The organism is Methylobacterium mesophilicum (assembly GCF_036441335.1).
Classification (GTDB): domain Bacteria; phylum Pseudomonadota; class Alphaproteobacteria; order Rhizobiales; family Beijerinckiaceae; genus Methylobacterium; species Methylobacterium mesophilicum_B.
Map to the genome: position 1 here is coordinate 25,681 of NZ_MLBW01000005.1, position 24,455 is coordinate 50,135.

Annotated in this window: 24 protein-coding genes and 2 pseudogenes; 13 read left to right on the forward strand and 13 right to left on the reverse strand. The window is 73.0% G+C overall.

Translation table 11 applies throughout. The features are described from left to right. Positions 1-38 precede the first annotated feature (38 nt). Positions 39-176 (forward strand): annotated as a pseudogene (locus MMR14E_RS03140) (LysR family transcriptional regulator); the annotation flags it as partial. Between the two features lie 10 nt (positions 177-186). On the opposite strand, the gene MMR14E_RS03145 reads toward MMR14E_RS03140, so the two are convergent. Further along, positions 187-1,128: a glyoxylate/hydroxypyruvate reductase A gene (locus MMR14E_RS03145; RefSeq protein ID WP_331312768.1), complete on the reverse strand. Its 942-nt coding sequence runs from the start codon at positions 1,126-1,128 to the stop codon at positions 187-189. 104 nt (positions 1,129-1,232) lie between these two features. Further along, positions 1,233-1,520 (reverse strand): hypothetical protein, encoded by a 288-nt coding sequence (locus tag MMR14E_RS03150; RefSeq protein WP_331312769.1) that lies wholly within the window; start codon positions 1,518-1,520, stop codon positions 1,233-1,235. Between the two features lie 159 nt (positions 1,521-1,679). Between MMR14E_RS03150 and MMR14E_RS03155 the strand changes: the two genes are divergently transcribed. Next, entirely contained in the window at positions 1,680-3,152 is a 1,473-nt protein-coding gene (locus MMR14E_RS03155) for an MFS transporter (protein ID WP_331312770.1), read from the forward strand. 49 nt (positions 3,153-3,201) lie between these two features. On the opposite strand, the gene MMR14E_RS03160 is transcribed toward MMR14E_RS03155, so the two are convergent. The 3 genes from MMR14E_RS03160 to otsB all read right to left on the reverse strand — a co-directional run bounded on the left by MMR14E_RS03160 (position 3,202) and on the right by otsB (position 5,496). Further along, positions 3,202-4,203, reverse strand: coding sequence for a glucokinase (locus tag MMR14E_RS03160; protein ID WP_331312771.1), 1,002 nt, complete (start codon positions 4,201-4,203; stop codon positions 3,202-3,204). A gap of 117 nt (positions 4,204-4,320) precedes the next feature. Then, complete coding sequence (locus MMR14E_RS03165) at positions 4,321-4,725, reverse strand: DUF4260 domain-containing protein (RefSeq protein ID WP_331312772.1); 405 nt, start codon at positions 4,723-4,725, stop codon at positions 4,321-4,323. 27 nt (positions 4,726-4,752) lie between these two features. After that, positions 4,753-5,496 carry a trehalose-phosphatase gene (otsB, locus tag MMR14E_RS03170; RefSeq protein ID WP_331312773.1) on the reverse strand — a complete coding sequence of 248 codons (744 nt, stop codon included), beginning with the start codon at positions 5,494-5,496 and terminating at the stop codon, positions 4,753-4,755. A 114-nt stretch (positions 5,497-5,610) separates the two neighbouring features. Here otsB and MMR14E_RS03175 point away from each other — a divergent pair, with 114 nt between their 5' ends. Both MMR14E_RS03175 and MMR14E_RS03180 read left to right on the forward strand, forming a co-directional pair. Then, positions 5,611-6,120 carry a DUF427 domain-containing protein gene (locus tag MMR14E_RS03175; RefSeq protein ID WP_331312774.1) on the forward strand — a complete coding sequence of 170 codons (510 nt, stop codon included), beginning with the start codon at positions 5,611-5,613 and terminating at the stop codon, positions 6,118-6,120. A gap of 52 nt (positions 6,121-6,172) precedes the next feature. Next, a complete protein-coding gene (locus tag MMR14E_RS03180) occupies positions 6,173-7,396 on the forward strand; it encodes a serine hydrolase domain-containing protein (RefSeq protein ID WP_331312775.1) in 1,224 nt (407 codons plus the stop codon). A 28-nt stretch (positions 7,397-7,424) separates the two neighbouring features. Here the strand turns inward: MMR14E_RS03180 and MMR14E_RS03185 are convergent, their stop codons facing one another. The 5 genes from MMR14E_RS03185 to MMR14E_RS03205 all read right to left on the reverse strand — a co-directional run bounded on the left by MMR14E_RS03185 (position 7,425) and on the right by MMR14E_RS03205 (position 10,959). Next, positions 7,425-8,039, reverse strand: a complete 615-nt coding sequence (locus MMR14E_RS03185) for a DUF2147 domain-containing protein (RefSeq protein ID WP_331312776.1) — start codon at positions 8,037-8,039, stop codon at positions 7,425-7,427. 241 nt (positions 8,040-8,280) lie between these two features. Continuing rightward, positions 8,281-8,811, reverse strand: coding sequence for an N-acetyltransferase family protein (locus MMR14E_RS03190; RefSeq protein ID WP_331312777.1), 531 nt, complete (start codon positions 8,809-8,811; stop codon positions 8,281-8,283). 139 nt (positions 8,812-8,950) lie between these two features. Next, complete coding sequence (locus MMR14E_RS03195) at positions 8,951-9,160, reverse strand: hypothetical protein (protein WP_331312778.1); 210 nt, start codon at positions 9,158-9,160, stop codon at positions 8,951-8,953. Positions 9,161-9,556: 396 nt separating this feature from the next. Continuing rightward, positions 9,557-9,757 (reverse strand): hypothetical protein, encoded by a 201-nt coding sequence (locus MMR14E_RS03200; RefSeq protein ID WP_331312779.1) that lies wholly within the window; start codon positions 9,755-9,757, stop codon positions 9,557-9,559. Positions 9,758-9,855: 98 nt separating this feature from the next. Then, positions 9,856-10,959, reverse strand: a complete 1,104-nt coding sequence (locus tag MMR14E_RS03205) for a helix-turn-helix transcriptional regulator (RefSeq protein ID WP_331312780.1) — start codon at positions 10,957-10,959, stop codon at positions 9,856-9,858. Between the two features lie 459 nt (positions 10,960-11,418). Between MMR14E_RS03205 and MMR14E_RS03210 the strand changes: the two genes are divergently transcribed. The 5 genes and pseudogenes from MMR14E_RS03210 (at position 11,419) to MMR14E_RS03230 (ending at position 17,266) form a co-directional block, all read left to right on the forward strand. Further along, on the forward strand, positions 11,419-12,567 hold the full coding sequence (locus tag MMR14E_RS03210) for a polysaccharide biosynthesis/export family protein (protein ID WP_331312781.1): 1,149 nt from the start codon (positions 11,419-11,421) through the stop codon (positions 12,565-12,567). Further along, on the forward strand, positions 12,564-14,096 hold the full coding sequence (locus MMR14E_RS03215; RefSeq protein ID WP_331312782.1) for a GumC family protein: 1,533 nt from the start codon (positions 12,564-12,566) through the stop codon (positions 14,094-14,096). The genes MMR14E_RS03210 and MMR14E_RS03215 overlap by 4 nt, the downstream gene beginning before the upstream one ends. Further along, positions 14,093-14,734: a CpsD/CapB family tyrosine-protein kinase gene (locus MMR14E_RS03220; RefSeq protein ID WP_331312783.1), complete on the forward strand. Its 642-nt coding sequence runs from the start codon at positions 14,093-14,095 to the stop codon at positions 14,732-14,734. The genes MMR14E_RS03215 and MMR14E_RS03220 overlap by 4 nt, the downstream gene beginning before the upstream one ends. Further along, positions 14,710-15,924 (forward strand): annotated as a pseudogene (locus MMR14E_RS03225) (O-antigen ligase family protein); the annotation flags it as partial. The gene MMR14E_RS03220 and the pseudogene MMR14E_RS03225, both read left to right, overlap by 25 nt. 409 nt (positions 15,925-16,333) lie before the next feature. Further along, positions 16,334-17,266, forward strand: coding sequence for a glycosyltransferase family 2 protein (locus MMR14E_RS03230; RefSeq protein ID WP_331312784.1), 933 nt, complete (start codon positions 16,334-16,336; stop codon positions 17,264-17,266). 13 nt (positions 17,267-17,279) lie between these two features. Here the strand turns inward: MMR14E_RS03230 and MMR14E_RS03235 are convergent, their stop codons facing one another. Next, the gene (locus MMR14E_RS03235) at positions 17,280-18,017 is read right to left on the reverse strand and encodes a class I SAM-dependent methyltransferase (protein ID WP_331312785.1); all 738 of its coding nucleotides are present in this window, start codon (positions 18,015-18,017) and stop codon (positions 17,280-17,282) included. A 72-nt stretch (positions 18,018-18,089) separates the two neighbouring features. On the opposite strand from MMR14E_RS03235, the gene MMR14E_RS03240 reads away from it, so the two are divergent. Beyond that, positions 18,090-19,232, forward strand: coding sequence for a DUF1972 domain-containing protein (locus MMR14E_RS03240; protein ID WP_331312786.1), 1,143 nt, complete (start codon positions 18,090-18,092; stop codon positions 19,230-19,232). 51 nt (positions 19,233-19,283) lie between these two features. Here the strand turns inward: MMR14E_RS03240 and MMR14E_RS03245 are convergent, their stop codons facing one another. Beyond that, the gene (locus MMR14E_RS03245) at positions 19,284-19,874 is read right to left on the reverse strand and encodes a serine acetyltransferase (RefSeq protein ID WP_331312787.1); all 591 of its coding nucleotides are present in this window, start codon (positions 19,872-19,874) and stop codon (positions 19,284-19,286) included. Positions 19,875-19,882: 8 nt separating this feature from the next. After that, positions 19,883-20,488 (reverse strand): serine acetyltransferase, encoded by a 606-nt coding sequence (locus MMR14E_RS03250; RefSeq protein ID WP_331312788.1) that lies wholly within the window; start codon positions 20,486-20,488, stop codon positions 19,883-19,885. A 1,127-nt stretch (positions 20,489-21,615) separates the two neighbouring features. Between MMR14E_RS03250 and MMR14E_RS03255 the strand changes: the two genes are divergently transcribed. From MMR14E_RS03255 to MMR14E_RS03265, 3 genes are read left to right on the forward strand one after another with little or no spacing between them, the layout of a single operon-like run. Then, complete coding sequence (locus tag MMR14E_RS03255; RefSeq protein WP_331312789.1) at positions 21,616-22,137, forward strand: polysaccharide biosynthesis C-terminal domain-containing protein; 522 nt, start codon at positions 21,616-21,618, stop codon at positions 22,135-22,137. Then, positions 22,134-23,075 carry a glycosyltransferase gene (locus MMR14E_RS03260; protein WP_331312790.1) on the forward strand — a complete coding sequence of 314 codons (942 nt, stop codon included), beginning with the start codon at positions 22,134-22,136 and terminating at the stop codon, positions 23,073-23,075. Before MMR14E_RS03255 ends, MMR14E_RS03260 begins: the two co-directional genes overlap by 4 nt. Beyond that, positions 23,072-24,454 (forward strand): right-handed parallel beta-helix repeat-containing protein, encoded by a 1,383-nt coding sequence (locus MMR14E_RS03265; RefSeq protein WP_331312791.1) that lies wholly within the window; start codon positions 23,072-23,074, stop codon positions 24,452-24,454. The genes MMR14E_RS03260 and MMR14E_RS03265 overlap by 4 nt, the downstream gene beginning before the upstream one ends. Position 24,455 lies beyond the last annotated feature (1 nt).

Consider the following 24,455-nt stretch of genomic DNA (forward strand, 5'->3'; position numbering starts at 1 on the left):
GGGTTCACCCCGCCGGCCGGGACCGGGTGTCGCGTCCCGGCCGGCTCGTGCCCGTCTATCCGGACTGGCAGGGGCAGCCCGGGATCGTGCACATCGCCTTCACGACCCGGCGCGGGTTGCCGCCGGCCGTGCGCGTGCCGATCGACCAGCTCGCGGCGACATTCCCGCAGCTGTGAGCCGCGCGCCCTAGTACCCGCGCGCCGCGTCGACGCCGTCCGGCACCCGACCGGTCCGCCGGTAGGCCCGCAGGTTGGCCGCCACCGTGGCGGCCGCCGAATCCATGTCGGTCGGTCCCGAGACGTGCGGCAGCACCGTCACCCCGGGATGGGCCCAGAGCGGCGATTCCGCCGGCAGGGGCTCGACCGCGAAGACGTCGAGCACCGCGTGGGCGAGGTGGCCGTCTTCGAGGGCGGCGATCAGATCCTCGGAGACGACGATCGGACCGCGGGCGAAGTTGATCAGCGCGGCGCCCGGCTTCAGGGCGGCGAGGCGCTCGGCGTTCACGAGGCCCCGCGTCTCCGGCGTCAGCGGCACGAGGCAGACGAGGATGTCGCACCGGCCGAGCAAGGCCGGGAGGCTGTCGGCGCCGTGGAACGTGTCGAGGCCCGGCACCGCCTTGGGGCTGCGGCTCCAGCCGACGACGCGGAAGCCCGCGCCGGTGAGCCGCTCCGCCGCCGCGGTCCCGAGCGCGCCGAGGCCGAGCAGGCCGACCGTGGTGTCGGACGGCTTGCGGTAGGCGTGGGGGCGCCAGACCCGGTCCCGCTGCTGCCGGGCGTAGGCCGGCATGTCGCGCTGGAGATAGTAGGTCCAGGCCAGCACGGCCTCGGCCATGGTGCGGGCCATCTCGCGGTCGACGAGGCGGACGATCGGCAGCGGCCGGTCGAAGGCGCCGACGAGCTTCTCGACCCCGGCCCACAGGCTCTGCACCCAGACGAGCCCCGGCAGCGCCGCGACCTCGGCCGGATCGGGGTTGGCCACGACGGCGACCCGGGCCGCCGTCCGCGCCGCGTCGTCCATCGCCCGGAACGGGATCAGGCGCTCCTCCGGCATGGCCGTCGACAGGATTCGCAGGTACTCCGCCTCCTGGTCCGGTCCCTTGCACCCGACCAGGGCGATCGCCTCCGCCATCCGCGTCCTCCGCACCGTACCGCTGAACTCGTCCACGCGCGGACGAAGCAGGCGCTGTGCCTGACGGGATCCGGTCCGTCGAGATGGTTCGGGCGTCGGCGCCGTCAGCGCGCCTCGATCAGCGCCGGGTAGACGAGGCGGACGTTGCGGCGGTCCGCGGGGATCGAGGTCTCGGTCCGCGCGCGGATGCTGCCGGTCGTCGTCGCGACGACGGGCTCGGTCGGCCGCAGGCGCCAGCGCTCGGCTGCCTGCATCGCCACGCGGGGCTTGGGCCGCTCGAGGTGCCGGTCCGCCCCCTCGGTGGGTGCGGTGGCGAGCCCGCCGAGCGTCATGGCGGCCAGCAGGGCGTAGCGTGGCCAGGATCGGCCGGAACGGGCGGGACAGGAGGACATGGGAGGGGCACCGCGTGGACCTCCCTGTTCTGCGCGGCGCGCGTGAAGACGAAATCGAACCGAATCGATTTCCAACCTGTTCCCAACACCTGCCTACGGTCGCGGTAAATGCCCGCTGTCCAGGCACGGTAAACGGGTGGAACGGGAGAACACGCGGACATGGCGAGCAAGGTCGAGGGGGGATCCGGGACACCGGAGCGTGCGGAGATCGGCCGCGTGATCGACACCGACATCTCCGCGCGCCTGGACCGGCTGCCCTGGGGCCGGTTCCACGTCCTGGTGATCGTGGCGCTCGGCATCACCTGGGTGCTCGACGGCCTCGAGGTGACGCTCGCCGGCTCCCTGGTCGGCGCCCTGCGCCAGCCGCCCATGTCGTTCTCGGAATTCGACGTCGGGCTGGCGGCCTCCTGTTACCTCATCGGCGCCGTCACCGGCGCGATCGGCTTCGGCTGGCTCACCGACCGGATCGGCCGGAAGAAGCTGTTCTTCATCACGCTCGCCCTCTACCTCGTCGCCACGGCGGCCACCGGCCTGTCGTGGAACATCTGGAGCTTCTGCCTCTTCCGCTTCCTCACGGGCGCGGGGATCGGCGGCGAGTACACGGCGATCAACTCGACCATCCAGGAGCTGGTCCCGGCGCGGGTCCGCGGCTGGACCAACCTCGTCATCAACGGCTCGTTCTGGATCGGCGCGGCGCTCGGTTCGTTCATGTCGATCGTGCTCCTGAAGCCCGAGGTGATCGACCCGGCCTGGGGCTGGCGCGTCGCCTTCTTCACCGGCGGCGCCATCGGCCTCGTGATCCTGCTGCTGCGCACCTGGATCCCCGAGAGCCCGCGCTGGCTCGCGACCCACGGCTACGCGGCGGAGGCCGACCGCGTGGTCACCGGCATCGAGAAGCGCTTCACCGACGAGGGCGTGACCCTGCCGCCGGTGGACGAGAGCAAGCGCATGAAGGTCCGCACCCGCGACCACACCCCGCTCTCCGAGGTGTTCAAGGCGCTGTTCGTGACGAGCCGCAAGGAGACCATGGTCGGTCTCGCGCTGATGATCGCGCAGGCCTTCTTCTACAACGCGCTGTTCTTCACCTACGCGCTGGTGCTGGAGCGCTTCTACCAAGTGCCCGGCAACCATGTCGGTTGGTACCTGCTGCCCTTCGCGCTCGGCTCGTTCCTCGGCCCGCTGCTCCTCGGGCGCCTGTTCGACACGATCGGCCGCCGCAAGATGATCGCCTTCACGTACGGCATCTCGGCGCTGCTGCTCGCCGGGGTCGGCCTGCTGTTCCGCCTCGACGTGCTCGGGCCGGTCGGCCAGACGGCGGCCTGGATGGTGGTGTTCTTCTTCGCCTCGGCGGCGGCGAGCTCGGCCTATCTCACGGTCTCCGAGACCTTCCCGCTGGAGATCCGGGCGCTCGCCATCGCGGCCTTCTACGCGGTCGGCACCGGCATCGGCGGCGTCTCGGGCCCGCTCCTGTTCGGTACCCTGGTCGAGACCGGATCGCGCGACTGGGTGCTGTTCGGCTACGGCCTCGGCGCGGTGCTGATGCTCATCGCCGCGATCGTCGGCGGCATCTGGGGCACGGCCGCGGAGGGCAAGTCCCTGGAGGAGGTGTCGAAGCCGCTGGCGGCGGCCTGAGGGCCGCCGGGCCTCGCCCCGTGTCGCGCCCCCGCGCGGTCGCGATGCGTCACGCCTCCCTGCGCCACACCTGCCCGTGGTAGACGAACTTGGCACCCTCGTTCGCGAGGGCCGCCAGGCCCCGGAAGGCCGGGTCGTGGACGGTGATCACGCTGGTCGGGATCCGGCGCATCATGGCGGCGAAGGGCGCCTTCTTCTCGAAGGCGGTGCGGAAGCCGCTCTCCTCCAGCACCTTGAGGATCCGGGGCGCGATGCCCCCGCCGATATAGACGCCGCTCGTCGCCAGGAAGGTCAGCGCGAGGTCGCCGCAGACGCGTCCGAGCACGCGGCCGAACAGTTCGAGCGTCTCGGCCGCGTGCGGATCGGTGGCGTTGAGGCCGGCCTCGGTGACTGCGGCCGGCTCGATCTTCTCGTGCGGCTGCCCGGTCCGGACATGCGCGACGGCCGCGTGGAGCCGCGACAGGCCCGGCCCCGACAGCACCGTCTCCACGGTGATCCGGTCCTCGACCCGCTCCAGCGCGTGCCAGACCTTCTCCTCGAAGGCGTCGGCCGGGCCGATATCGGTGTGGCCGACCTCGGTGGAGACGATGGCGAGGTGCGCCGAATAGGGGACGAGCGCGGCCGCACCGAAGCCGGTCCCGGGGCCCAGCACCACCCGGGCGCCGCCGGGCACGGGCGGACAGGGCCCGACCGGCGTGAGGTCGTGGGGCTCGATATCGGCGGCGCCGGCCGCCACCGGGACGTAGTCGTTGACCACCGTCGCGGAGGAGAGGCCGAAATCCTCCGCGATGCGCTGGCCGGCGATCTTCCAGTGCGCGTTCGTCAGCTGGATCTCCGGCCCGTCGACCCGGCCGGCGATCGCCAGGATGGCCGAGCGCGGCGCCGGTCCGCCGCCCTTGGCCAGCGACGCCCTGATGGCGCTCGACGGGTCGGGATGGTCGGCGGTGGCCTCGTGCGCGAGGAGGCGGGGCTGGTCGCCGGCCTTCTCGATCAGACCGAACCGCGCGTTCGTCCCGCCGATGTCGCCGACCAGAACCGGAAACTCGAACATCGCAACTAGCCCCTGCTCACTGGCCCGCCGCGACGGGACTCGCGCCCGGCACGGCTCCGGCGATTGATCGGCCCCGCGACCCCGCGCGGGCAAGTCCCAATCGGCTGCACCCGTCCCTCAGGACGGCGCGATCGTCTTGTCACGCGGCCGGCCGATCGCGCCAAGATGCGTATCACCGAATCCGCTCCCGTATTTGAGACCGTAACCGAGGGCGCGGTCGAGACCGATATGGGCCAGCCAGATCAGGATCGCTGCTGCGGCCTCGGGACGTCCCAGGGCGATCGCCAGGGACAGGCCGACGAGCGGCAGCGCGAGGGTGTGCGCCGCGTTGTAGAGGACGGCGCCGACCAGGGGGCCTGCCGCGTAGCCCAGCATGCTCAGGTCGGGGACGAAGAGCAGCGCCGCGAAGAGCCACCACGACGACCCGAGCCAGCCATAGGCGAGCAGGGCGGCGACGAGGATGCACGCTCCTTCCAGCCGCAGCAGCAGGCGCGGCCAGCCCGTGACGGAACGCCCCGACATCGCGGTCTCCCTGGACGGCGCGGCGCGTCAGGCCGGCGGCAGCGCGTGCGGGTCGATCGCGCCGCCGGCAGCCCAGTTGCTCAGCAGGGCACGGACGGCGGCGGGGTCGGGCAGGCGTCGCCGGGCGACGGTCTCGCCGTCCCCGACGCGCACCGCGACGCCGCCGTCCTCGTTCACCGACGCGAAGGCGATCTCGTCGGTGCGGTCGTCGCCGAAGAAGACGGGTGTCCGTCCGGCGTAGGGCGTCTGCGCCATGAAGGCCCGGATCGCGTGCGCCTTGGTGGCCTGCGCGGGGACGATCTCGCCGACCGCCTTGCCGAGTTGCAGGCGGTAACCGGCGCCCAGCGCCTCCGCCGCGCCCTTCACCAGGGTCTCGGCCCGCAGGGCATCGTCCGGGTTCGCGAGCCGCCAGTGGACCGCCACCGAGGCGCCCTTGTCCTCGATCAGGACCTGCGCCAGCGCGGCGGTCTCGGCCTGCAGGCGCGCGACCTGCCGGCGCAGGTCGGGGTGATCCTCCGCGCGGCCGCCCGTGAGCGCGCCGCTGACCCGGCGCTCGACGCCGTGGAGACCGGCCGCGTCCAGGCGCGCGGGCGTCAGGAAGCCGTCGATCACCGTGACCGGCCGGCCGGTGACGATGGCCAGGGCGCCGTCGAGGCGTGCCCGCAGCCGTTCCAGATCCTCCACGAGGCCCGGCTCGACCCGCACGGCGTCCGGCCGCGGGGCGATCTCGGCGAGCGTGCCGTCGAAGTCGAGGAAGAGGGCGATGTCCATCGCGGGCGATCCCGGGCTCGAGTGTCGGCGACGGGCTAGCACGGTCGCGCCGGACGACAAACGCCGGCCGCACCGCCCTATCTGGATCAGGAATCGCACGTCACGAGGTTTTCCATGCGCGGATCACCCTTCCGGCCCGTCCCCGATCCGGTCAGGCCGGGCGAGGAGAGCGTCTGGGACTATCCGCGGCCGCCGCGGCTGGAACCCGTCCCGGAGCGGCTGCGGGTCGTGCTCGACGGCCGCGTCATCGCCGAGACGGGCTCCGGGTTCCGGGTCCTCGAGACCTCGCACCCGCCGACCTACTACCTGCCGCCCGCCGACATCGCGGACGGGACGCTCGTGAACCGGCGGCGCGGCGGGATCTGCGAGTGGAAGGGACAGGCGGTCCTGTTCGACGTGCGCGCCGGCGACCGCCTCGTGCCGGGAGCCGCCTGGGCCTATCCGGACCCGACCCCGGATTTCCGCCCGATCGCCGGCCACGTCGCGTTCTACGCCGGCCCGATGGACGCCTGCTACGTCGGGGCGGCCCAGGTGACGCCGCAGCCCGGAAGCTTCTACGGCGGCTGGATCACGCCCGGCATCGTCGGGCCGTTCAAGGGCGGTCCCGGGACGATGGGCTGGTGATTTCGTCCCCCTCCCCTTCTACGCTTCCGGATCGCCACGACGAGGAGACCGCATGAGCGCGCTGACCGAGACCGATCCGAGGGGCGCCGGGTTCAGCCCGGAGGGCCTCGCCCGGATCGCGCCGTGGATGGACCGCCTCGTCGACGACGGCCGGCTGGCCGGCCTGTCGGTCACCGTGGCACGGCGCGGCCGCATCGCCTTCGCGCGCGCCTGCGGGCAGGCCGACCTCGCCCGGGCGACGCCGTTCGCCCTCGATACGGTGACCCGGATCTACTCGATGACCAAGCCGCTGACCTCGGTCGCGGTGATGCAGCTCTACGAGCAGGGCCTGTTCCAGCTCGACGATCCGATCCACCGGGTCCTGCCCGAGTTCGCGGAGATGCGCGTCGCCGTGGGCGGCAACCGGGCGAAGCTCGAGACCGAGCCGGCCCGCCGGGCGATCACCGTGCGGGACCTGCTGACCCACACGGCCGGGCTGACCTACGGCTTCATGGAGGCGACCCTGGTCGACGCGCAGTACCGCGAGCAGGGCGTCGACTTCCTGGCGCGCGCGGGCACGCTCGCCGAGATGACCGCGCGGGTTGCCAAGCTGCCGCTCCTCGCCCAGCCGGGCAGCGCCTGGAACTACAGCGTCGCCACCGACGTGCTCGGCCAGTACGTGGCCGCGCTGACCGGCCGCCCGTTCGCCGACCACCTCCGCGAGGCGGTGATCGCGCCCCTCGGCATGGTCGATACCGACTTCCACGTGCGGCCCGAACTGATGGCGCGCTTCTGCGCCACCTACGCGTACGATCGCGCGCGTCAGCTGCGCCTGTTCGACGATTCCGTGGAGACGGCCTTCGCGCGCCCGCCCGCCATCGCGTCGGGCGGCGGCGGCCTCGTCTCGACGGCCGCGGATTACCAGCGCTTCTGCCGGATGATCCTCAACCGGGGGACCCTCGACGGCGCGCGCCTCCTGGGCCGCAAGACGGTCGACCTGATGCTGGCGAACCACCTGCCGGGCGATCTCGCCGCGATGGGCACGCCGCGCTTCGCCGAGACCTCCTACACCGGTATCGGCTTCGGCCTCGGCTTCTCGGTGATGCTCGACCCGGCGCGGGCCCAGATCCTCGGCACGCCCGGCGAGGTCGCCTGGGGCGGTCTCGCCTCGACGGCGTTCTGGATCGACCCCGCCGAGGACCTGTCGGTGGTGCTCATGACGCAGCTCGTGCCGTCCTCGGCCCTGCCGATCCGGCGCGAGCTGCGCGTCCTGACCTACGCGGCCCTGGACGATTGAGGGCCCGTCGCGCGCGGGCCCGCGCCGCTCACTCCTCCTTGGGAGCCTCGGTGGCGGCGGGCTTCTGAGCGGGCTTCGCGCCGGCCTTGGCGGTCGGCTTCGGGGCGGCGGTGGCGTATTCGGGATCGCTGCGCGGGCCGTTCGCACCGTTGGTCGGGCCGGGAAGCTGGCCCGGGGCGAGATCGGTCACCTTCGTCCAGGTCTGCGACTTGCACAGGAACGCGATCAGGCAGCCGCGCACGGTCAGCTCGCCGGGCGTCTCGGTCCAGATGGTGACGTCGTAGGACTTGCCGTCCTCGGAATTGTAGATCTTGCCCTCGTAATGGGCGTCGGCATTCGGCTTCAGGCCCAGGATCAGCTGGTGTCCGAGGGACGGCCGGGCCTGCTTCTTGGGATCGGGGTTCTTGAAGTCGATCCGCGGCTCGCCCTTGTCGTTCAGCGGGACCTTCAGCCACACCACGTAGCCGCAGAGCCGGTCGCCCGCGGTCCCGCATTTCTCGAGGCGCACGCGCGCGCGGCCGTCCTCGGTAAGATAGGTGCCGCTGGGATCGGTCGGCGTCTTGGCCTGGGCCGTGCCCGCCAGCGCCGAGAGCGCCAGGATCGCGAGCGGCGCAACCCGGCGACCGATCGATGTAAACCGCATACCCGAACTCCCATCCCTCGCGAGTCGTGATGGAGCCTTGACCGCCCGCCCTCGCGTAAACCGCTTCCGCGCGCGGACAGATCGCTCCCCCCGCGTCATCGCGCCCGCGCCGCACCGAGAACCGGACGGCGTGCGCGTCATGCCCGCCCTCTCCCGCGCGAAGTTGTCCGCATCATGACAACTCAGCCGGGGTTTCGGACGGTCATCGTTCCCGCGATACTGGCACCGGTGCGCTCAATGGTCAGATCCGCGTCGGCGGGAGGCCGCGTCCGGGTCCGAGGGCGCGCTGCATCAGCGTCACGTCGAGCCACCGCCCGTGCTTGTGGCCGACACCCGCGAGGGTCCCCACGCGCGTGAAGCCGAGGCTCGCGTGCAGCGCGATCGAGGCGGGTGAGCCGCTGTCGGCGATGATGGCGACCAGGGTCCGGCAGTCGATCTGCTCGCTCGCCGCGATCAGGGCGGTGAGCAGGCGCCGGCCGACACCGCCGCCGCGGGCGGTCCGGGCGACGTAGATCGAATCCTCCAGGGTCGAGCGATAGGCGGCCCGCTGGTGATAGGGCCCGGCATAGGCGTAGCCCGCGACCGCGCCGCCCCGTTCGGCCACCAGATAGGGAAAGCCGCCGGCGCGCAGGACCTCGAAGCGGCGGGTCATCTCGGCCAGCGTCGGCGGCTCCGTCTCGAAGCTGGCCGTGCTGGTGGTGACGGCATCGCCGTAGATCGCCGCGATGGCGGGAAGATCGGCCTCCGCGGCCCGGCGTATCACGTCTGTCACGGCCGCAGGTTACGCGAAGCCGCGCGGCTCCGGCAATGCGCCCTCCGCGAGTCGGGCCGGCCGGTCCCGCGGTCGATGGTGGAGCGTCGCGGGATCCGCGCCTCGGCGCGGATCCCGCGAACCTCGAGGATGCGATGCGTTACTCGGCGGCCGTCATCTCGGCCGTGAAGTGGCCGCACCAGTCCTTCGAGGCGACGACCGGCCAGAGACCCTTCGACTCGGGCGCCGGCTGGCTGACCGGCGGATTGAAGCGGCAGAGGCCCTCGTCACCCTTCGCCTGGGCGCCGTTGAGCGTGTGATCGTCGAAGAAGCGGCAGCTTTCGCAAGCGGCGTTCGCGGAACCGGCCATCGGGTCTCTCCATCGGGAATGTCGGGTGGCGGGGCCGCAGCGGCGGCGTCACCTCCACAGTTCTTAATTAGAATAGCTCGAAAGTGCGGTCAACGGAAGGCTTGCGTGGAGCTTGCCCGGCGGCCGGTGCGGAGCGCCGTGCGGGGTGCGGACGCGACGGGAACCAGGGCCGTGACGGCGATCCGCGGCGGCGCCCGCCGCGCCGCCGGCCCCCGGCTCAGGACCAGGATCCGGGCCTCCCGCTCTGAAACTCCGGAGCGTCGCGGAGGAGCTCGGCCTCGAACGCAGCGGAGCCGGATCCCCGCGGGGGATCCGGCTCCGGAGAGGCGGCGATGATCCGGTCATCGCCGTTGTGGACCGATCCGATCGCCGTCGCGGCCGACGGCCTCGGATCGCTCAGCCCTGCTTGGCCTTCTTGCTGGCGTTGTGGTGACCGATCGCGCAGCCCGCGGCGGCGCCCATCTTGCCGTGGCCGGCCATGTGGCCGGCGACGCCGCCGACCACGGCGCCCTTGAGGCAGCCCTTCGCCTCGGCGGGCGCACCGGCGAGCAGGCCCGCGACGGCCAGGGCGGAAACGAGTGCGATCCGGTTCGTCATCGAGATTTCTCCTGTCGTTGCTGCTGAAACGGCCGGGTCGGCCGACCCGTTCCGCCGCCGCCGGGCCGGCGCCGCGCGCCTCTCGGGACCGTGACCCGTCAGCGCGCGAGACCGGCCACGAGCCGCACGAGGTCTGACTGGCGCGTCGCCCCGGTCTTGGCGAAGATCGCCTTCAGCTGCGAGCGCGCGGTCGCCGCGGTGATCGCGAACCGCGACGCGGCTTCCGCCAGGGAGGTTCCGGTCGACAGCGCCTGGGCGAGGCGCGCCTCCGCCGGCGTCAGCCGATACGCCGCCTGGAGGATCGCGGTCGCGGGCGCGGCCGGCGTCCCGGGCACGCTCCCGAGGAGCAGCGTGCTCGCGCCGGCGAACAGGCCGCGGCTCGGCCCGACCAGCGGCACGACGTGGATCACGATCGGCGGCCCGTCCCGGCGCGCGGCCACGACGGCGGAGATCGGCGGTCGACCGGAGGGCCGCGCGAGGGCATCGAGCTGCCGCGCCGCCTCCGGATCCTCCGCGGTGAGGCGGCCGCCCGCGAGCTTCAGGTCGCGGCCCAGGAGGGCGCCGAACGCGTCGTTCCAGCGGAGCGCCCGCCCCTCGGCGTCGAGGATCAGGGCTGCGCGGTCGATCAGCTCGAAGGCCTGCGTCAGCCCCGCGAGCCGGGCCCGCTCGACGATCGACGTCAGCAGGCCCGCGCGCTGCAGGAGCGGCGACAGGGTCGCGAGGCGCCGCTGCTCGTGCGGCTCATAGGGCCCCTGCTCCACGGTCCTCTGCAGCGAGAGGCACCACAGGCGTCCGTTCACGGCGAAGCCGATGCCGGCGAACCAGCGCAGGCCCCGGGAGGCCAGCAGATCCTGGTAGAAGGGCAGGCGCGCGATCTCCTCCGGCGTGGTGAAGTCCTGGTCAACCGCGATCCCGCGCGTCCGCATCAGTGGTATGCCGCGGAGGCGATGGTCGTCACGGTGCCAGCCCTCGTCGAAATAGCGGCGCGAGGCGTCGGCGAGCGAGGCGGTGCAGAGCGACTCGAGGCCGGTCCGGTCGGAGCGCAGCAGCAGGGCGCCCTCGCTGCCAGAAGCCCGCACGACGCGCTCGGCCAGGTCCGGCCAGCGCGCGGGGTCGATCACCGCTTCCTCAAGGTCTTCCCGGAAGCCGGACTCAAGGTCGTCGTGCAGCCGGGCAAAGAGATCCGGTCTCACGCCCGCCATGTCGCGCGCCGCCCCCGTGACGGATACTGCCGCCCATCACCGGCCCGCCGAACGTCCGCCCGCGATCCGTACGGCTCCATACCGTCGAACTATAGGGCAATTTTTCAAATCCGGGCAAGCACTCCGCCCTATACAGATTTCGATCAGCACAGGATTGCGGGGGGACTTGCTGGACACGGCACCGCCGCATCGGGATACCGACATTGACCGACCGGTGCAGGGATCGACGCCGCCGCGGCCGGGCACGCCGTTCGACCCGCGCCGGAGCTTGGCGCATCACGGCGAGAGCGCCCGCGGCTCAGCACTTTGCCACCGCTCGCCAATCACAACTTCTGATAGAGTTGCCGGGAGCCGGGTTCAAGCCTCGTTAACCAAGCTTGGTGATTGTATCGCGGTGCGCGGTTCGATCACGAGTTGTGATGGGGTGAGCGCAGTCGAGCAGGATGCGGCTGAAGGTCGATGGCGTTTTCCCTGTCTGCGTTCCTCGGCGTCTCGCGCCGGCGTGCCGGCCGGCCGTCCGGTTCCGCGGCGCTCGCGCTCGTCGCCTGCGCGCCGCTCCTTGCCGGCTGCAATTCCGGCCGTCCGCAGAGCGCTTCGCGCTCCGGCCTCGACGTGACGCAGACCGGCTCGGTCACCGAGGGCCTCCCGGCCGCCTTGGTCGCGGCCGCCCAGGAGGAGGTCGGGCGGACCATGCGCCTCGGGCTGGCGAACTACCGGCTCAACGTCGGCGATAATCTCGAAGTCTCGTTCCTGATCGATTCCAGCGTGGTCCAGCCGACCTACCGCCTGAACCCGAACGACGAGTTCGACGTCGATTTCCGCACCCACCCGGAATACAACCGTACGGTGATCGTCCGGCCGGACGGCCGGATCTCGCTGCCGGGCAAGAACGGCATCAAGGTCGCGGGCCTGTCGCCGGAGGCGGCCGCCGCGCTGATCAAGAGCACCTACGACGACGTGCTGATCGATCCGGTCGTCACCCTGATGCTGCGCCGGTTCCGCACCGTGACCGACGATTTCCGCGACCTCACCCAGCGGGCCGACATGGGCCGCGTGAAGGTCCTGGCGATCGAGCCGGACGGCAAGATCAACCTGCCGATGGTGCCGCCGGTGCAGGCGGCGGGCCGGACCGTCCACGAGGTCATGGGCAGCCTGAACGCCGCCTACAAGCACCAGCTGGCCTCGGTGACGACCAGCGTCCGGCTCGCGAGCCTCGTCCCGGCCAACACCATGGTGTTCGGCGAGGTCCGCGCGCCGGGTCCCGTCACCCTGCAGGGGCCGCGGACGCTGGCGCAGGTCCTGGGCTCGGCCGGCGGCGTCCTGCCGACCGCGGCCGGCGAGGCCGTGCGCATCATCCGCTTCGACGCCGAGGCGGCCGGCAGCGTGCGCATCGTCGACATCGGCCAGCCGGGCCTCGCGGACTCGATCGTCGTGCCGCCCAACGCCACCGTCTACGTGCCGCCCTCGCTGCTGGCCAAGACCGCCCGCGCGGTGGACCTCGTGGTGCGCCAGATCCTGCTCTTCAACGGGACCGGCTTCGGCGTGAACTACATCACCGGCCCGTCCGCCAGCACCTCCACCAGCGCCACCGTGAGGTCCGGCACGTGAGGCAGAGCGACCTGACCGCCGCCGACGCGGTCGAGGGCCCGGCCTTCGACCTCCGCGACGCCCTCGCGGCCCTGTTCCGGCACATCCGGCCGGCTCTGCTGATCCTGGTCGCGGCGATCCTCGGCGCCGGGATCTACCTCCTGCTGACGCCGGCCGAGTACACGGCCGACGCCAAGCTGATCATCCGTCTCGGCCGGGAGAAGGCGGGCGCCCCGCTGCAGGGCGGCGCCAACCAGAACTACATGTTCTCCGAGCGCGCGCAGAACGTGAACAACGAGATCGAGATCCTGCGCGACCCCAGCATCGTGCGCGACGAGTTCGCGGCGCTGAAGGCGATCACCCCGACCGGCGACCTCGGACCGCCGCCGGCGGACTGGATCGATTGGCTGATCTACCAGGGCCGCCAGGCCGTGCGCGGCGCCAAGGCCATCAAGACCTGGATGGTCGACACGGCGCGGATCCCGTTCGAGGCGGTCGGCCTGCTGCGCCACCTGAACCCGGACGAGAAGCTCTACGAGGCCTATCTCGCGGCGTTCAAGGTCGTCTTCGTGAAGGAGACGGACGTGATCCTCACCGGCTTCACCTGGACGGACCCGCACTTCGCCGCCCAGGCGCTGAACCGGCTGCTCGACGCCTACAAGCGCCGCCACGTCGAGGTCTACGCCGACGAGACTCCCGCCTCGTTCTACCAGAGCAAGCTGGAGCGCGCCCGGGCCGACCTCGCCGCCATCGACGCGCAGCTCTCGACCTACCTCAAGGGCAACAACACCGCGAGCTTCGAGATCGAGCAGCAGAACGACCTCGGCACCCTGGCCGACCTCGCCAAGCAGAAATCGGCGGCGCAGATCGAGCGCGAGGTTGTCGAGACCCGGCTCAAGCGCACCCGCGAGGCCGGACCGGACCGCTGGCAGCCGACGCCCCCCGACGCGGACCCGACGGTCACGGCCTTCGACCAGCGCTGGGCGGACCTGCGGACGAAGCGCGCCGAGCTGGCGGTGCGGTTCCGGCCGACCGCCCCCGAATTCGTCAGCCTCGATCGGGACCTGGCCGCCCTGGCGCGGCAGAAGTACCAGGCGCTCCTCGCGGCCGACGCGGCGAAGCTCGCCGTCCTCGCCGAGAAGATCCAGAGCATCACGGGGATCGAGCAGACCCGCCGCCGGGCCGCCATCGGCCAGAGCGACGCCGCCCTGGCCTACGGCCGGCTGACCCAGCAGAGGGGCCTGCTCACCGACGAGATCGCCGAGACCCAGAAGCGGATCGACGCTTTGAAGACCGGCACCGGTCTCGACGCGCAGGCCGTCACCTCCTCGGCCCTGGTGGCGCGCGCCGTGCCGCCGCGGCTGCCCTCCGGCCCGAACCGGCCGCTGATCCTCGGGCTCGCGGCCGGCCTCGGCCTGCTGGCCGCCCTGGCCTACGTCGCCCTCGCGGAGATCCTGGCCCAGACCTACCGCAGCGCGTCGGAGGTCGCCCGCTCGCTGCGGGTGCCGGTGCTGGCCGCAGTGCCGCTGCAGACGGGAGCCGCCGCATGATCGCCGCCGCCATCGCGCCGAAGATCGATCCGGCGATCCTGGAGCCGGCCCTCGTCCAGCTCACCCGGCACGAGGCGCGCGTGCGCCGGGTCGGCCTCACCGCGGTCCAGCCCGGCGAGGGCGTGAGCACCCTCGCCCGCGAACTCACCGGCGCCTGCGCCCGGCGGGGCCGCAGCGCCGTGCTGATCGAGGCGAACTGGTCGCGCCCGTCGCTGGCGCAGGCGTACGGCTTGGTCGGCCGGCCGGGCTTCGCCGACATCGTCGCCGGCGCGGTCGCCCCGAGCCGCGGCGTCCACGCGGTCGCCGAGAACCTGAGCGTCGTGCCGGCGGGCAGCCCGTCGGCCATCCGCGAGGCGACCCTCGACGACGGCCGCGTCGAGGATTTCCTCGCGCTGGTCGACGACCGCTTCGACATCGCCATCGTGGATTGCGAGCCGATCACCGAGATCGGCGACGCCGCCGCGCTCTCGCCCTTCGTGGACGGCTTCATCGTGGTGATCGGCGCCGAGCGCACCCGCCGGGCGGTGGCACAGCGCGCCCTCGCGGACCTCAAGGCCGCCGGCGGGGCGCCCCTCGGCGTCGTCCTCAACCGCACCCGGCGGCCGATCCCGCGATGGCTCTACCGGTGGCTCGGGTGAGCGCGGCCCCGGTCCGCGCGCTGCGGGTCCTGCCGCTCGCCGGGATCGGCTTCGCGGCGGCGGCCGGCGCCGTTGCCCTCAGCGCGGCGCCGCTGAAATTCGCCGTCGTCGGCCTCGCGGCGGCCTTCGGCGGGGTCGGCGCCCTGATCGTCGGGCGGCTCTATCGCCTCACGCCGCTCCTGCTCGTCGCCCTCGCGGTCGGGCTGACGGTCAAGCTCGACGTCAGCTTCCTCCAGCATTTCGAGGCCGTCGGGCAGTACCTGCCGAGCATCGGCGGCGGCGCAGGCCTGACGGTGAGCGTCGCCCTGCTGGTGGCGCTGGCGCTGATCGTCGCCAAGCTCACCGGCCTCGGGGAGGATTCCCCGGGCCTGCGGCTCGACCGGCCCCTCGTGCTGACGCAGCTCGGCTTCCTGATCGCGGGGCTGCTCTCGCTCTCCAACGCCACCGACCCGGCCTATCTCTGGTTCGACACGTGGCGCTTCGCCGGACTCCTCCTGGTCTCGGTCGCGGTCTCGAACCTGTCCGAGTCCGACATCCGGACCCTGGCGCTGGCGATCTGCGCCCTCTGCCTCGTCCAGACCGCGGTGGCGGGCCTGCAATACGTCTCGGGCTCGGAACTCGGCCTGTCGGTGCTGGGCGAGGAGCAGATCGTCGAGGAGAACATCAACTTCTCGGCCCAGCGCCGCGCCGGCGGGCTGAAGGTTCACCCGAACATCCTCGGCTACTACTACGAGTTCGTCTGGCCGCTCGCCCTGGCGCTGGCCCTGTCGCGCGGGCCGCTCCTCCTGCGCCTCGCGGGTGCGGCGGGCGCCGCCTCGGCGCTGGTCGGGGTGGTCCTGACCCTGTCGCGCGCGTCCTGGCTGACCTTCCCGGTCTCGGCCGCCCTCCTGATCCTGCTGGTCTACCGCGACCGCCTGTTCACCCGGACGAGCCTGATCGTCTTCGGCCTGCTGGCGGTCGCCGGCGCCGTCGCGGCGCTCTACGCCGGCCCGCTGATCTGGGAGCGGCTCACCGCCGACGACGGCGGCTCGGCCGCCCAGCGCGGCCCGCTGAACGCGGCAGCCCTCGCGCTGTTCGAGCAGTTCCCGATCTTCGGCGTCGGCCTCAACAATTTCGGCAACCAGTTCGCGGTCCTCGACAGGACCGGCCTGTCCCGGCTCGCCGGCCTGTTCGACCGGTCGAACCACGTGGTGCACAACCTGCACATCCTGATCCTCACCGAGGTCGGGGTCGTCGGCTACGCGGCCTTCGCGCTGGTCTTCGGCACCGGCATCGCCCGGGGCTTCCGCGCCGCCCGCCGCGCGCCGGTGGGCGATCCGCTCGCGGCGATCGCGGCCGCCTGCGCGGTCGGCCTGATCGCGCACCTGCTGCACGGGCTGGTCGATCCGGGCTTCCGCCTGAATCTCGGCATCGCCGAACTGCTCTACGCCGGCCTCGGGCTGATCGCCGGGGTGCGGGCGGCGCAGCGGCGCAGGGCGCCGTCGACGCGTCGCGGGCGGTCGCGTCCCCGGGTCGGACCGGCGCCGCGCCCGCCCGACCGGAGCGGATCCCGGCGCCGTCCGGGCGTCGCCCCTCCCTCGCAGCGTACGGAGAGCGTCCGTGAGCGCCGTCAGCCTCAGTGTCCTGATCGTCACCTACAATGCCGGCCGGGACATCGAGACCTGCCTGGACCTGCTGGCGGCGAGCCGGGTCGGACGCCCCTACGAGGTCATCCTCGTCGACAACGCCTCGACCGACGGGACGCCGGAGCGCGTCGCGCGGGCCTTTCCCTGGGTGCGGGTCATCGCCGAGTTGACCAATCACGGCTTCGCCGGCGGCAACGCGCGCGCGCTGGAGCACGCGCGGGGCACCGCGATCCTGCTCCTCAACCCCGACGCGTTCCTGCACGACCCGGACGCGCTCTCCGGCCTCCTGGACCATCTCGACGCGCATCCGGAGGTCGGGGCGGTCGGCCCGCGCCTGACCTTCCCGGACGGGGCGCACCAGGTCGGGGACGCCGGCTACGAGCCGCGCCCGGGCGCGATCCTGGTGCACGCCGCCGGCCTGTCGGGCCGCCTCGGACTGCGCGGCCTCTACCTCGCCGGCCGCCAGGCCAGGGGGGCGCGGGCCCGCGACGTCGACTGGATCTGCGGGGCCTGCCTGCTCCTGCGCCGCACGGCGATCGCCGCGATCGGCGGCCTGGAGAGCCCGATGTTCCTCTACGGCGAGGACGTGGACTGGGGCTGCCGCCTGCGCGATGCCGGCTGGCGCGTCGCCTACCGCCCGGACATCGCCGTCACCCACCTCCAGGGCGGCTCGGGCAGCACCCGCTCGGCCCGCTGGCTCGACGGGCTGGCCGCCATCTACAGCCTGCGGAATGCCGGCCGGCCCCTGTCGTCACCGGCCTTCTTCGCGGCCCCGCTCCGGCTCGGCTTCATCCTGCGGGCCCTGGCCTACGGTCTCGCGGCCCGGCTGCGCCGGCAGCCGGACCTCGCCCGCAAGGCCGAGGACATGCGCAGGTTCGCCGGCCACCTGCGCAGTCTTCGTCTCTGACCGCGATGAAGCGTCACGGGCGCTTGCGGATGAATACCATGTGGTAGCCCTTGAAGGGACCCGGCGTGAGCCGGAACAGCAGCTCCCAGAACTTGCCCAGGACGATGTTCTCGCCATGATAGAACGGCTGCCCGTCGAAACTGTAGGTGAAGTGCTCGAACCGGTCAGTTGGGAAAAGCCGCTTCCGCGCCGCCTCCGTGTTCATCGTGTAGAGCGGCACGAACGAGTCGATCTCGACCCGCCGCGGCTCGACGAGGCGCAGCACCCGCGCGTGCAGCCGCTTCGGCACGAGCCGCGCCCCGATCCCGACATAGCCCCAGCGGTTCGGCGTCCAGGCGCAGAGCCAGCCGCCCGGGGCGAGCACCCGGCCGAGCTCCGCCGCGGTGACCTCGGGATGCTCGATATGCTCGAGGACCGAGAAGGCCGAGATCAGGTCGAAGCTCCCGTCCGGAAATGGCAGCACCCCGTCGTGACCGATCAGCCGGACCTCGTCGGCCGACCGGTTGCCGAGGACCGCCTCGTCGACGTCGCAGGCGACGACCTGGGCGCAGCGCCCCCGGAAGTCGCCGAGGTGCCGCCGCAGTGGGACCGGATCATCGCTCCACTTGCCGCGCCCCGCGCCGAACTCCATCACCCGCATGTCCGGGCGCAGCAGCGCGTTGACGCGCACGATGTACTCCATCCGGTGGTCGTGCCGGGAATAGCCCCCGGCGCCCATCTCCCGGAACAGACGCTGTTCGACCGTGACCATGCCTCAGGCTCCTCTGAACGTGCCGCGCCGACGGCGCATGTGAAATCCGGGGGCTCGGGCGGGCGCCCGGCGGTGGCGATCCTCGGCACCCGCGGGGTGCCGGCGGCGCACGGGGGGTTCGAGACGCTGGCGGAGCGCCTCGCGCTGGAGCTCGTGGGGCGCGGCTGGCGGGTCGAGGTCTACTGTCAGGTGCGCGAGCCGGCGCCGCCGACGGTCTGGCGCGGGATCACGCTGATCCCGGTCACGGTCCGGGGCGACGGCGCCGTCTCGACGATCGTGTTCGACCTGAAATGCACCCTGCGGGCGGCGTTCCGGCCGGCCCTGCCCCTCGTGCTCGGCTACAACACCGCCGTGTTCTCGCTGCTCTACAGGCTGACGGCCAAGCGCAGCGTCATGAACATGGACGGCATCGAGTGGAAGCGCGACCGCTGGTCGAGGCCCGCCAAGGCCTGGTTCTGGCTGAACGAGCGGCTCGGCAGCCTGTTCTCGACCCACCTCGTGGCGGACCACCCGGAGATCGCCCGGCACCTCGCCCGCGGGACGTCGGCCACCCGGATCACCACCATCGCGTACGGTGCCGACCCGGTGCTGGAAGCCTCGACCGAGCCGCTGGCCCAATTCGGTCTGCGCCCGCGCGATTACGGCCTGCTGATCGCCCGGGTGGTGCCCGAGAATCTCGTCCTCCAGATCGTCCGGGCCTGGAGCGAGGTCCGGCCGGGCCTGCCGCTGCTCGTGCTGGGCAAGCTCGCGGAATCCGACCCGTACCACCGCACCGTCCGGGCGGCGGGGGGGCCGGACGTGATCTTCGCCGGCGCGATCTACGAGGCCGAGCGCGTGGGCGCTCTCCGCTTCCACGCCCGCTTCCACATCCACGGCCACACCGTGGGCGGGACCAACCCGTCGCTGGTCGAGGCGCTGGGGGCGGGCTCGCCGATCCTCGCCCACGACAACCCGTTCAACCGCTGGGTGGCGGGGCCGCAGGCGCTGTACTTCGGCGACGAGACCGAGCTGCGGCAGGGCATCCTGGGCCTGGTGCGGGCCGGGCCGCGCCGTCTCGCCGCAATGGGCGAGGCGTCCCGTCGCCGCCACGCCGAGGCGTTCACGTGGCGCGGCATCTTCGACGCCTACGAGCGCGTCCTGCGCCGCCAGCTCGCGCCCGAGGGGGCGGGCCGGCCGGCACCGCGGGCCGTCCGCCGGGAGCGCGGGCCCGCGTGAGGCAGGCACCTNGGCCCGCGTGAGGCAGGCACCTGCGGCGCGCGGCCGGTCCTAGCGGCCATGGCCGGCCTCCGGGCCCAGCCCCCCGCTGCGCACCTGCCGCTGGGCCAGCATCGTCACGGTGCCGGCCGGGACGTCCCGGAGGCTGCAGACCCCGATGCCGACCGTCGCGCCCGCGCCGATGGCGACCGCCCCCTGCACGGCGGCGTGCGCGCCGACCACCGCGCGGTCACCGAGGCTGGGGCCGTCGGCGGGGAACGGCTGGTTCGGGAAGACCCAGTCCCGCGGCCCGACCAGGGTACCCGGCAGGAGCGTGAGGTCGGCGCCTCCGGTCCCGCAGAAGGCGACCCGGGCCGGGTGGGGTACGAACAGCCCGGGTCCCACGCGCGAACCCGGATGCAGGCAGGCGCCGGTCAGCCGCAGGGACAGGTCGGCCACCAGGGCGGCGCAGCGGCGCCAGCCCCGGCCGTGGAGCAGGTGGGCGGTCCTGTGGAGGATCGCCACCTGCATGGCCGGCAGGGTGAGGTGCATCAGGCGGCGCAGCCGGGAGGTCGGCTTGCCGCCCGTGGTCTGGTGCAGGACGCGGGCGAAGTCGGCCGCCAGGAGGCGCCGCAGCCCCGACAGGGTCACGTGATCCGTCATCGCGCCGCTCACGCCGCGACGCCCCGGCCGGGGAGCGGTCGCCAGGGCTGCGGCATGACTTCCTCGTCGGCCCGGACGGCCTTGAGGATGGTCGTCCGCGGGCCGATCCGGGCCCGGTCACCGATCGCGACGGCGCCGAGCACGATCGCGCCGGCCTCCAGAACGACGTCGTCGCCCAGCACCGGCAGGCCGGGACCGCCGCCGATATCCTGATCCGGCTCCTTCAGCAGGCCGCCGATGGAGGCCTGGATCCCGAAGGCGGCGTCGCGGCCCACGGCGCCGGCGATGACCGTCCCGTAGGGCTGCGGCAGGAACAGGCCGCCGGCGATGCGGCTGGAGGGCGGGATGTCGGCGCCCGTCCACCAGCCGTTCACCAGCCACAGAAGCCACGCCGCCATCCGCCACCCGCGCTCGTGGGCGTAGCGGGACAGGCGATAGAGCCAGACCGCGTGATAGCCCCGGCGGAGGATCGCCGGCCCGCCCCCGCGCCGGCGCCAGTGAGCCCGGTCGGCGGCCAGGGCAGTCCGAACCTCCCCCCACCTCGGGCGCCGCCCCGGCTCGGCGTCCGTTCCGCGCGAGAGACACAGCTCCGGCCCAGCGGCGGTCTCGCCCATACGCAGTCCTCCGGTTTTGCAAACGCGATAACTCTGCAACCATAAATTGAGACTGCGGTTGCAAGCCATACGCAGCCTGCCACGATGCAATCGTAGGTCGCAGTTTTCAGTCAGGCTTCACCGAGAGATGCTTCGCTTGGTAAACCGATTGTCGGGACGGAGGCGCGCCGGCGGGTTGCGCTACGGCGCGAACCTGCTCGGGCAGGCGGCGGGACGCGCCGTCTACCTCGCGGCGGGCTTCGCGGCCTTCGTGATGGTCGGCCACTTCGCCGGCCCGGCGGCGCTGGGCCGCTACGGCCTCGCCCTGGCGATCCTCGCAGTGGCGCTGATCGCGGCGGATTTCGGCACCACGCTGACCTTCGGGGCGCGGATCGGCGCGCTCGGGCCGGAGATGCGCGCGGCCGAGTTCGGCCGGATGCTGTCGGCGCGCCTCGTCCTCGGCCTCGGCACGGGTGCGGTACTGCTCTGCGTCCTGCCGGTGCTGCCGGACGCGATCCGGCCCGCGCTGGCGCTCGCCGCCGCGCTGATGCCGCTCGCGGCCGCCCGCTTCCTCGACGCCCTGTTCCAGGTCTGCGGGCGGCCGGCCTGGTCCGTCTGGCCGTCGCTCGCCAACGCCGCCCTGCTGATCGGCGGGACGGCACTCGCGCTGTGGTGGCAGCTTCCGGAGGCGGCGCTCAGCCTCGTGGCGGTGGCCGCCGGCATCGCGTACGGCGCGGTCGGGCTGGCGCTGGCGCTGCGCCTCGTGCCCGCCCGTCCCGCATCGCTGCCGCACGCGCTCGCGACGATCCGTGCCGCGGCGGGGGTAGGCGTCTCGAACGCCCTCGGCTCGCTCAACGGCCGGATCAGCCTGATGATGCTGGCCGCCTTCGCGGGTGCGGCCGAGCTCGGCCAGTTCACGGCCGGGTTCCGGTTCTTCGAGCTGGGCGCCGCGGTGGCGATCACCCTGTGCGCGCCGCTGGTGCCGGTCTTCGGGCGCGCCGTCGGGCCCCTGGTCGACGGACGGTCGCGCGCCGGCACGACCGCCCTGCGCGCGACCGTCCGTCGCCCAGGGGCCNGGCACGACCGCCCTGCGCGCGCGGGTCCGCGGCGCGCTGGTCCCGATTCTCGCCGCGTCCTGCGCCGGCGCGGTGGCGGCCTGCGCCCTGGCGGAGTCCCTGGTACGCCTCGCCTTCGGCCCGGATTTCGGCGGCGCCGTCCCGGTGCTGCGCGTCGCCACCGCGATGAGCGTCCTGCTGATCGCCGCCACGATCCTGTTCGCGGGCCTCGTCCCCCTGGGGCGGACCGGCTTCGCGGTGCGCGGGAGCGCTGCGGCCTGCGCTACCAACCTCATCGTCTGCGCGCTGCTGATCCCCTGGAATCCGCTCCTCGGCGCGGGCCTCGCGGCGCTGCTCGCCGAGGCCGCGATGCTCCTCGTCCTGGCCCACGCCTTCTGGCGGGAGATCGGGCCGCCCCTCGCCCTGGCCGACATGCCGACCCTCGCCGCGCCCGCCCTCCTCACCGCTCTCGCCTGGGGGGCCGGTCCCGCCGCCCTGGCGCCCGTGGCGGTGCCCGCCGTCGCGGTGCTCGCGAGCGCCTTCGCGGGGTGGCTGTGCCTGCGCCGTGCCCCGACCGATCCCCTCCCCCTCCCGCTTCCGGAAGCCTCGTCATGAGCGATCGACCCGTGCTCTCGGTCATCATCCCGACCTACAACCGCGCCGACACGCTGCGGCTGTGCCTGCGGGCCTTCGACCGGCAGGAGACGGAGGCGCCCTTCGAGATCGTCGTCTGCGACGACGGCTCGACCGACCACACCGGGACGGTCGTCAGCCGCGCGGTCGCCACCGCGCGGGTCCCGGTGGTGCACCTGCGCCAGGAGAATGCCGGGGCGAACGCCGCCCGCAACCGCGCCATCGCGGCGGCCCGGGGCGATCGCCTCCTGATCGTCAACGACGACACCATCCCGGTGCCGAGCCTCGTCGAGGCGCACCGGCTCGCCCACGCCCGGCGCGGCGGACGGGAGACCGCGATCCTCGGCCGGATGACCATCGATCCCGCCCTGCCGTTCTCGCCGTTCTCGGCGCTGCACCACGACGCGTCCTACGACGCCCTTGCGGGCCGCGACGAGGTCGGCTGGGACGCGTTCCTGACCTGCAACGTCAGCGTCGACCGGCAATTCCTGGAGGCGGCCGGCGGCTTCGACCCGAAACTGTTCTGGCACGAGGACATCGAGCTCGGCGAGCGGCTGGCCCGGCGCGGCATGCGCCTGTTCTACGCCGCCGAGGCGCTGGGCTACCACCACCACCTCCTGGACGAGGCGGCCTACCTGCGGATCGCCGAGCGCGAGGGCGCGGCCCTGGTGCTGTGGTACCGCAAGCGCCCGGACCTCGTGGCGGATCTCGGCCGCCTCGGCCTCGTCGGGCCGCCGCCGCTCGGCGCGGCGGCGCGCCACCGGGTCGCCGACCTCGCCATGCCGCAGGCGCTCCTGCCCGGCTGGCAGATGGCGGCCCGCGCGCTGACGCGGATCAGCCCCGAAGCCGGTCGCAGCGTGTGGCGCCGGCTGTTCCAGCGGCGCAAGCGCCTCGCCATCGCCCGGGCGCTCGCGGCATGAGGCGATCCAGCACGGTCCTCGGCGGCGCCCTGTCGACGCTGGTCCTGCCGGTCCTGTCCGCCTGCGGGCCGGCCGACGCGCAGGTGCAGCAGAGCATCCTGGTCGACCCCGCCGGCGGCACCAAACCCGGCTACACCACGGTGGCGCGGCTCGCCGACGTGCCCTTCGCGGCGCTCGGTCCCGGCTCGAGCGTGCTGGTCCGGGGCGGCAGCTACGGCGACGTGGTGTTCGTCGGGTCCCGCGGGACCGCGGCGGCGCCCGTGACGGTGGCGGCCGAACCCGGCACGCAGCCGCGCCTCTCCAACTCGGTGGTGTTCGAGAACGCCGCCTACGTCACGGTCACGGGCCTCACCGTCCAGGGCGCGGCGAATTCCGGCTTCATCATCCGCCGGGGATCGAGCCACGTCACGGTCGCGGGCTCGACCGTGTCCCGCTCCGGCCTGGGGATCTGGATCGGCGACGGCGCCGGGGCGGGGCACCGCATCACCGGCAACACCCTCGCCGACAACCAGACCCACGGCGTGGCCGTCGACGTGATCAACGCGCCCGCGGAGGATCCGAGCTACATCCTCGACAACACCGTGACCGGCAACGGCATCCACGGGATGGAGATCAACGGCTCCGGCTACGTCGTGGAGGGCAACCGCGTCTCGGGCAACGGCGTGGGCATGTCGGGCACCTCGGGCATCCACGTCTACGCCAAGGATGCCGCCCAGGACGCCGGCGACCGCAACATCATCCGGTACAACATCGTCACCGGCCAGAAGGAGACCACCGGCCAGGACGGCAACGGCATCCAGATCGACCAGTGGTGCGACGGCAACGTCGTCGAGTTCAACGTCGCGGCCGACAATGACGGGGCCGGGATCAACCTGTTCGACGCCGGCTCCAACACGGTGGTCAACAACACGACCACCGGCAACATGCGCGATTCCGGCGGCAAGCACGTCTATCGCGGCGAGATCGTGCTGGCCTCCGACTACACCAAGCGGGTCGACCGCACGTCGAGCAACCGGGTGCTCAACAACATCGCCTACGCGACCCGGCCGAACGTGGCCGCGATCGTGGTCGAGGCGACCACCACCGACAACAACAACGCGATCGGGCCGAACTTCCTCGGCAGCGCCGTCGGCGCCCCGCTCTACCGCTGGGGCACGCAGGCCACCGGCGACGGGACGAGCCTGCCGCTCAACGGCCAGGGTCCCGACCTCACCGGCACGCCCGCCTTCCGCGATCCCGCCAACCCCATGGCCGGCGGGCTCGCCCTGACGGCGCCCCCGGCCCGCGCCGGCATCCCGCTCGGCGCCACCCGCGACATCGCCGGCCGGGCCTACGCCCCCGGCGAGGCCCCGACCTTCGGCGCCTACAGGAGCCCGTAAC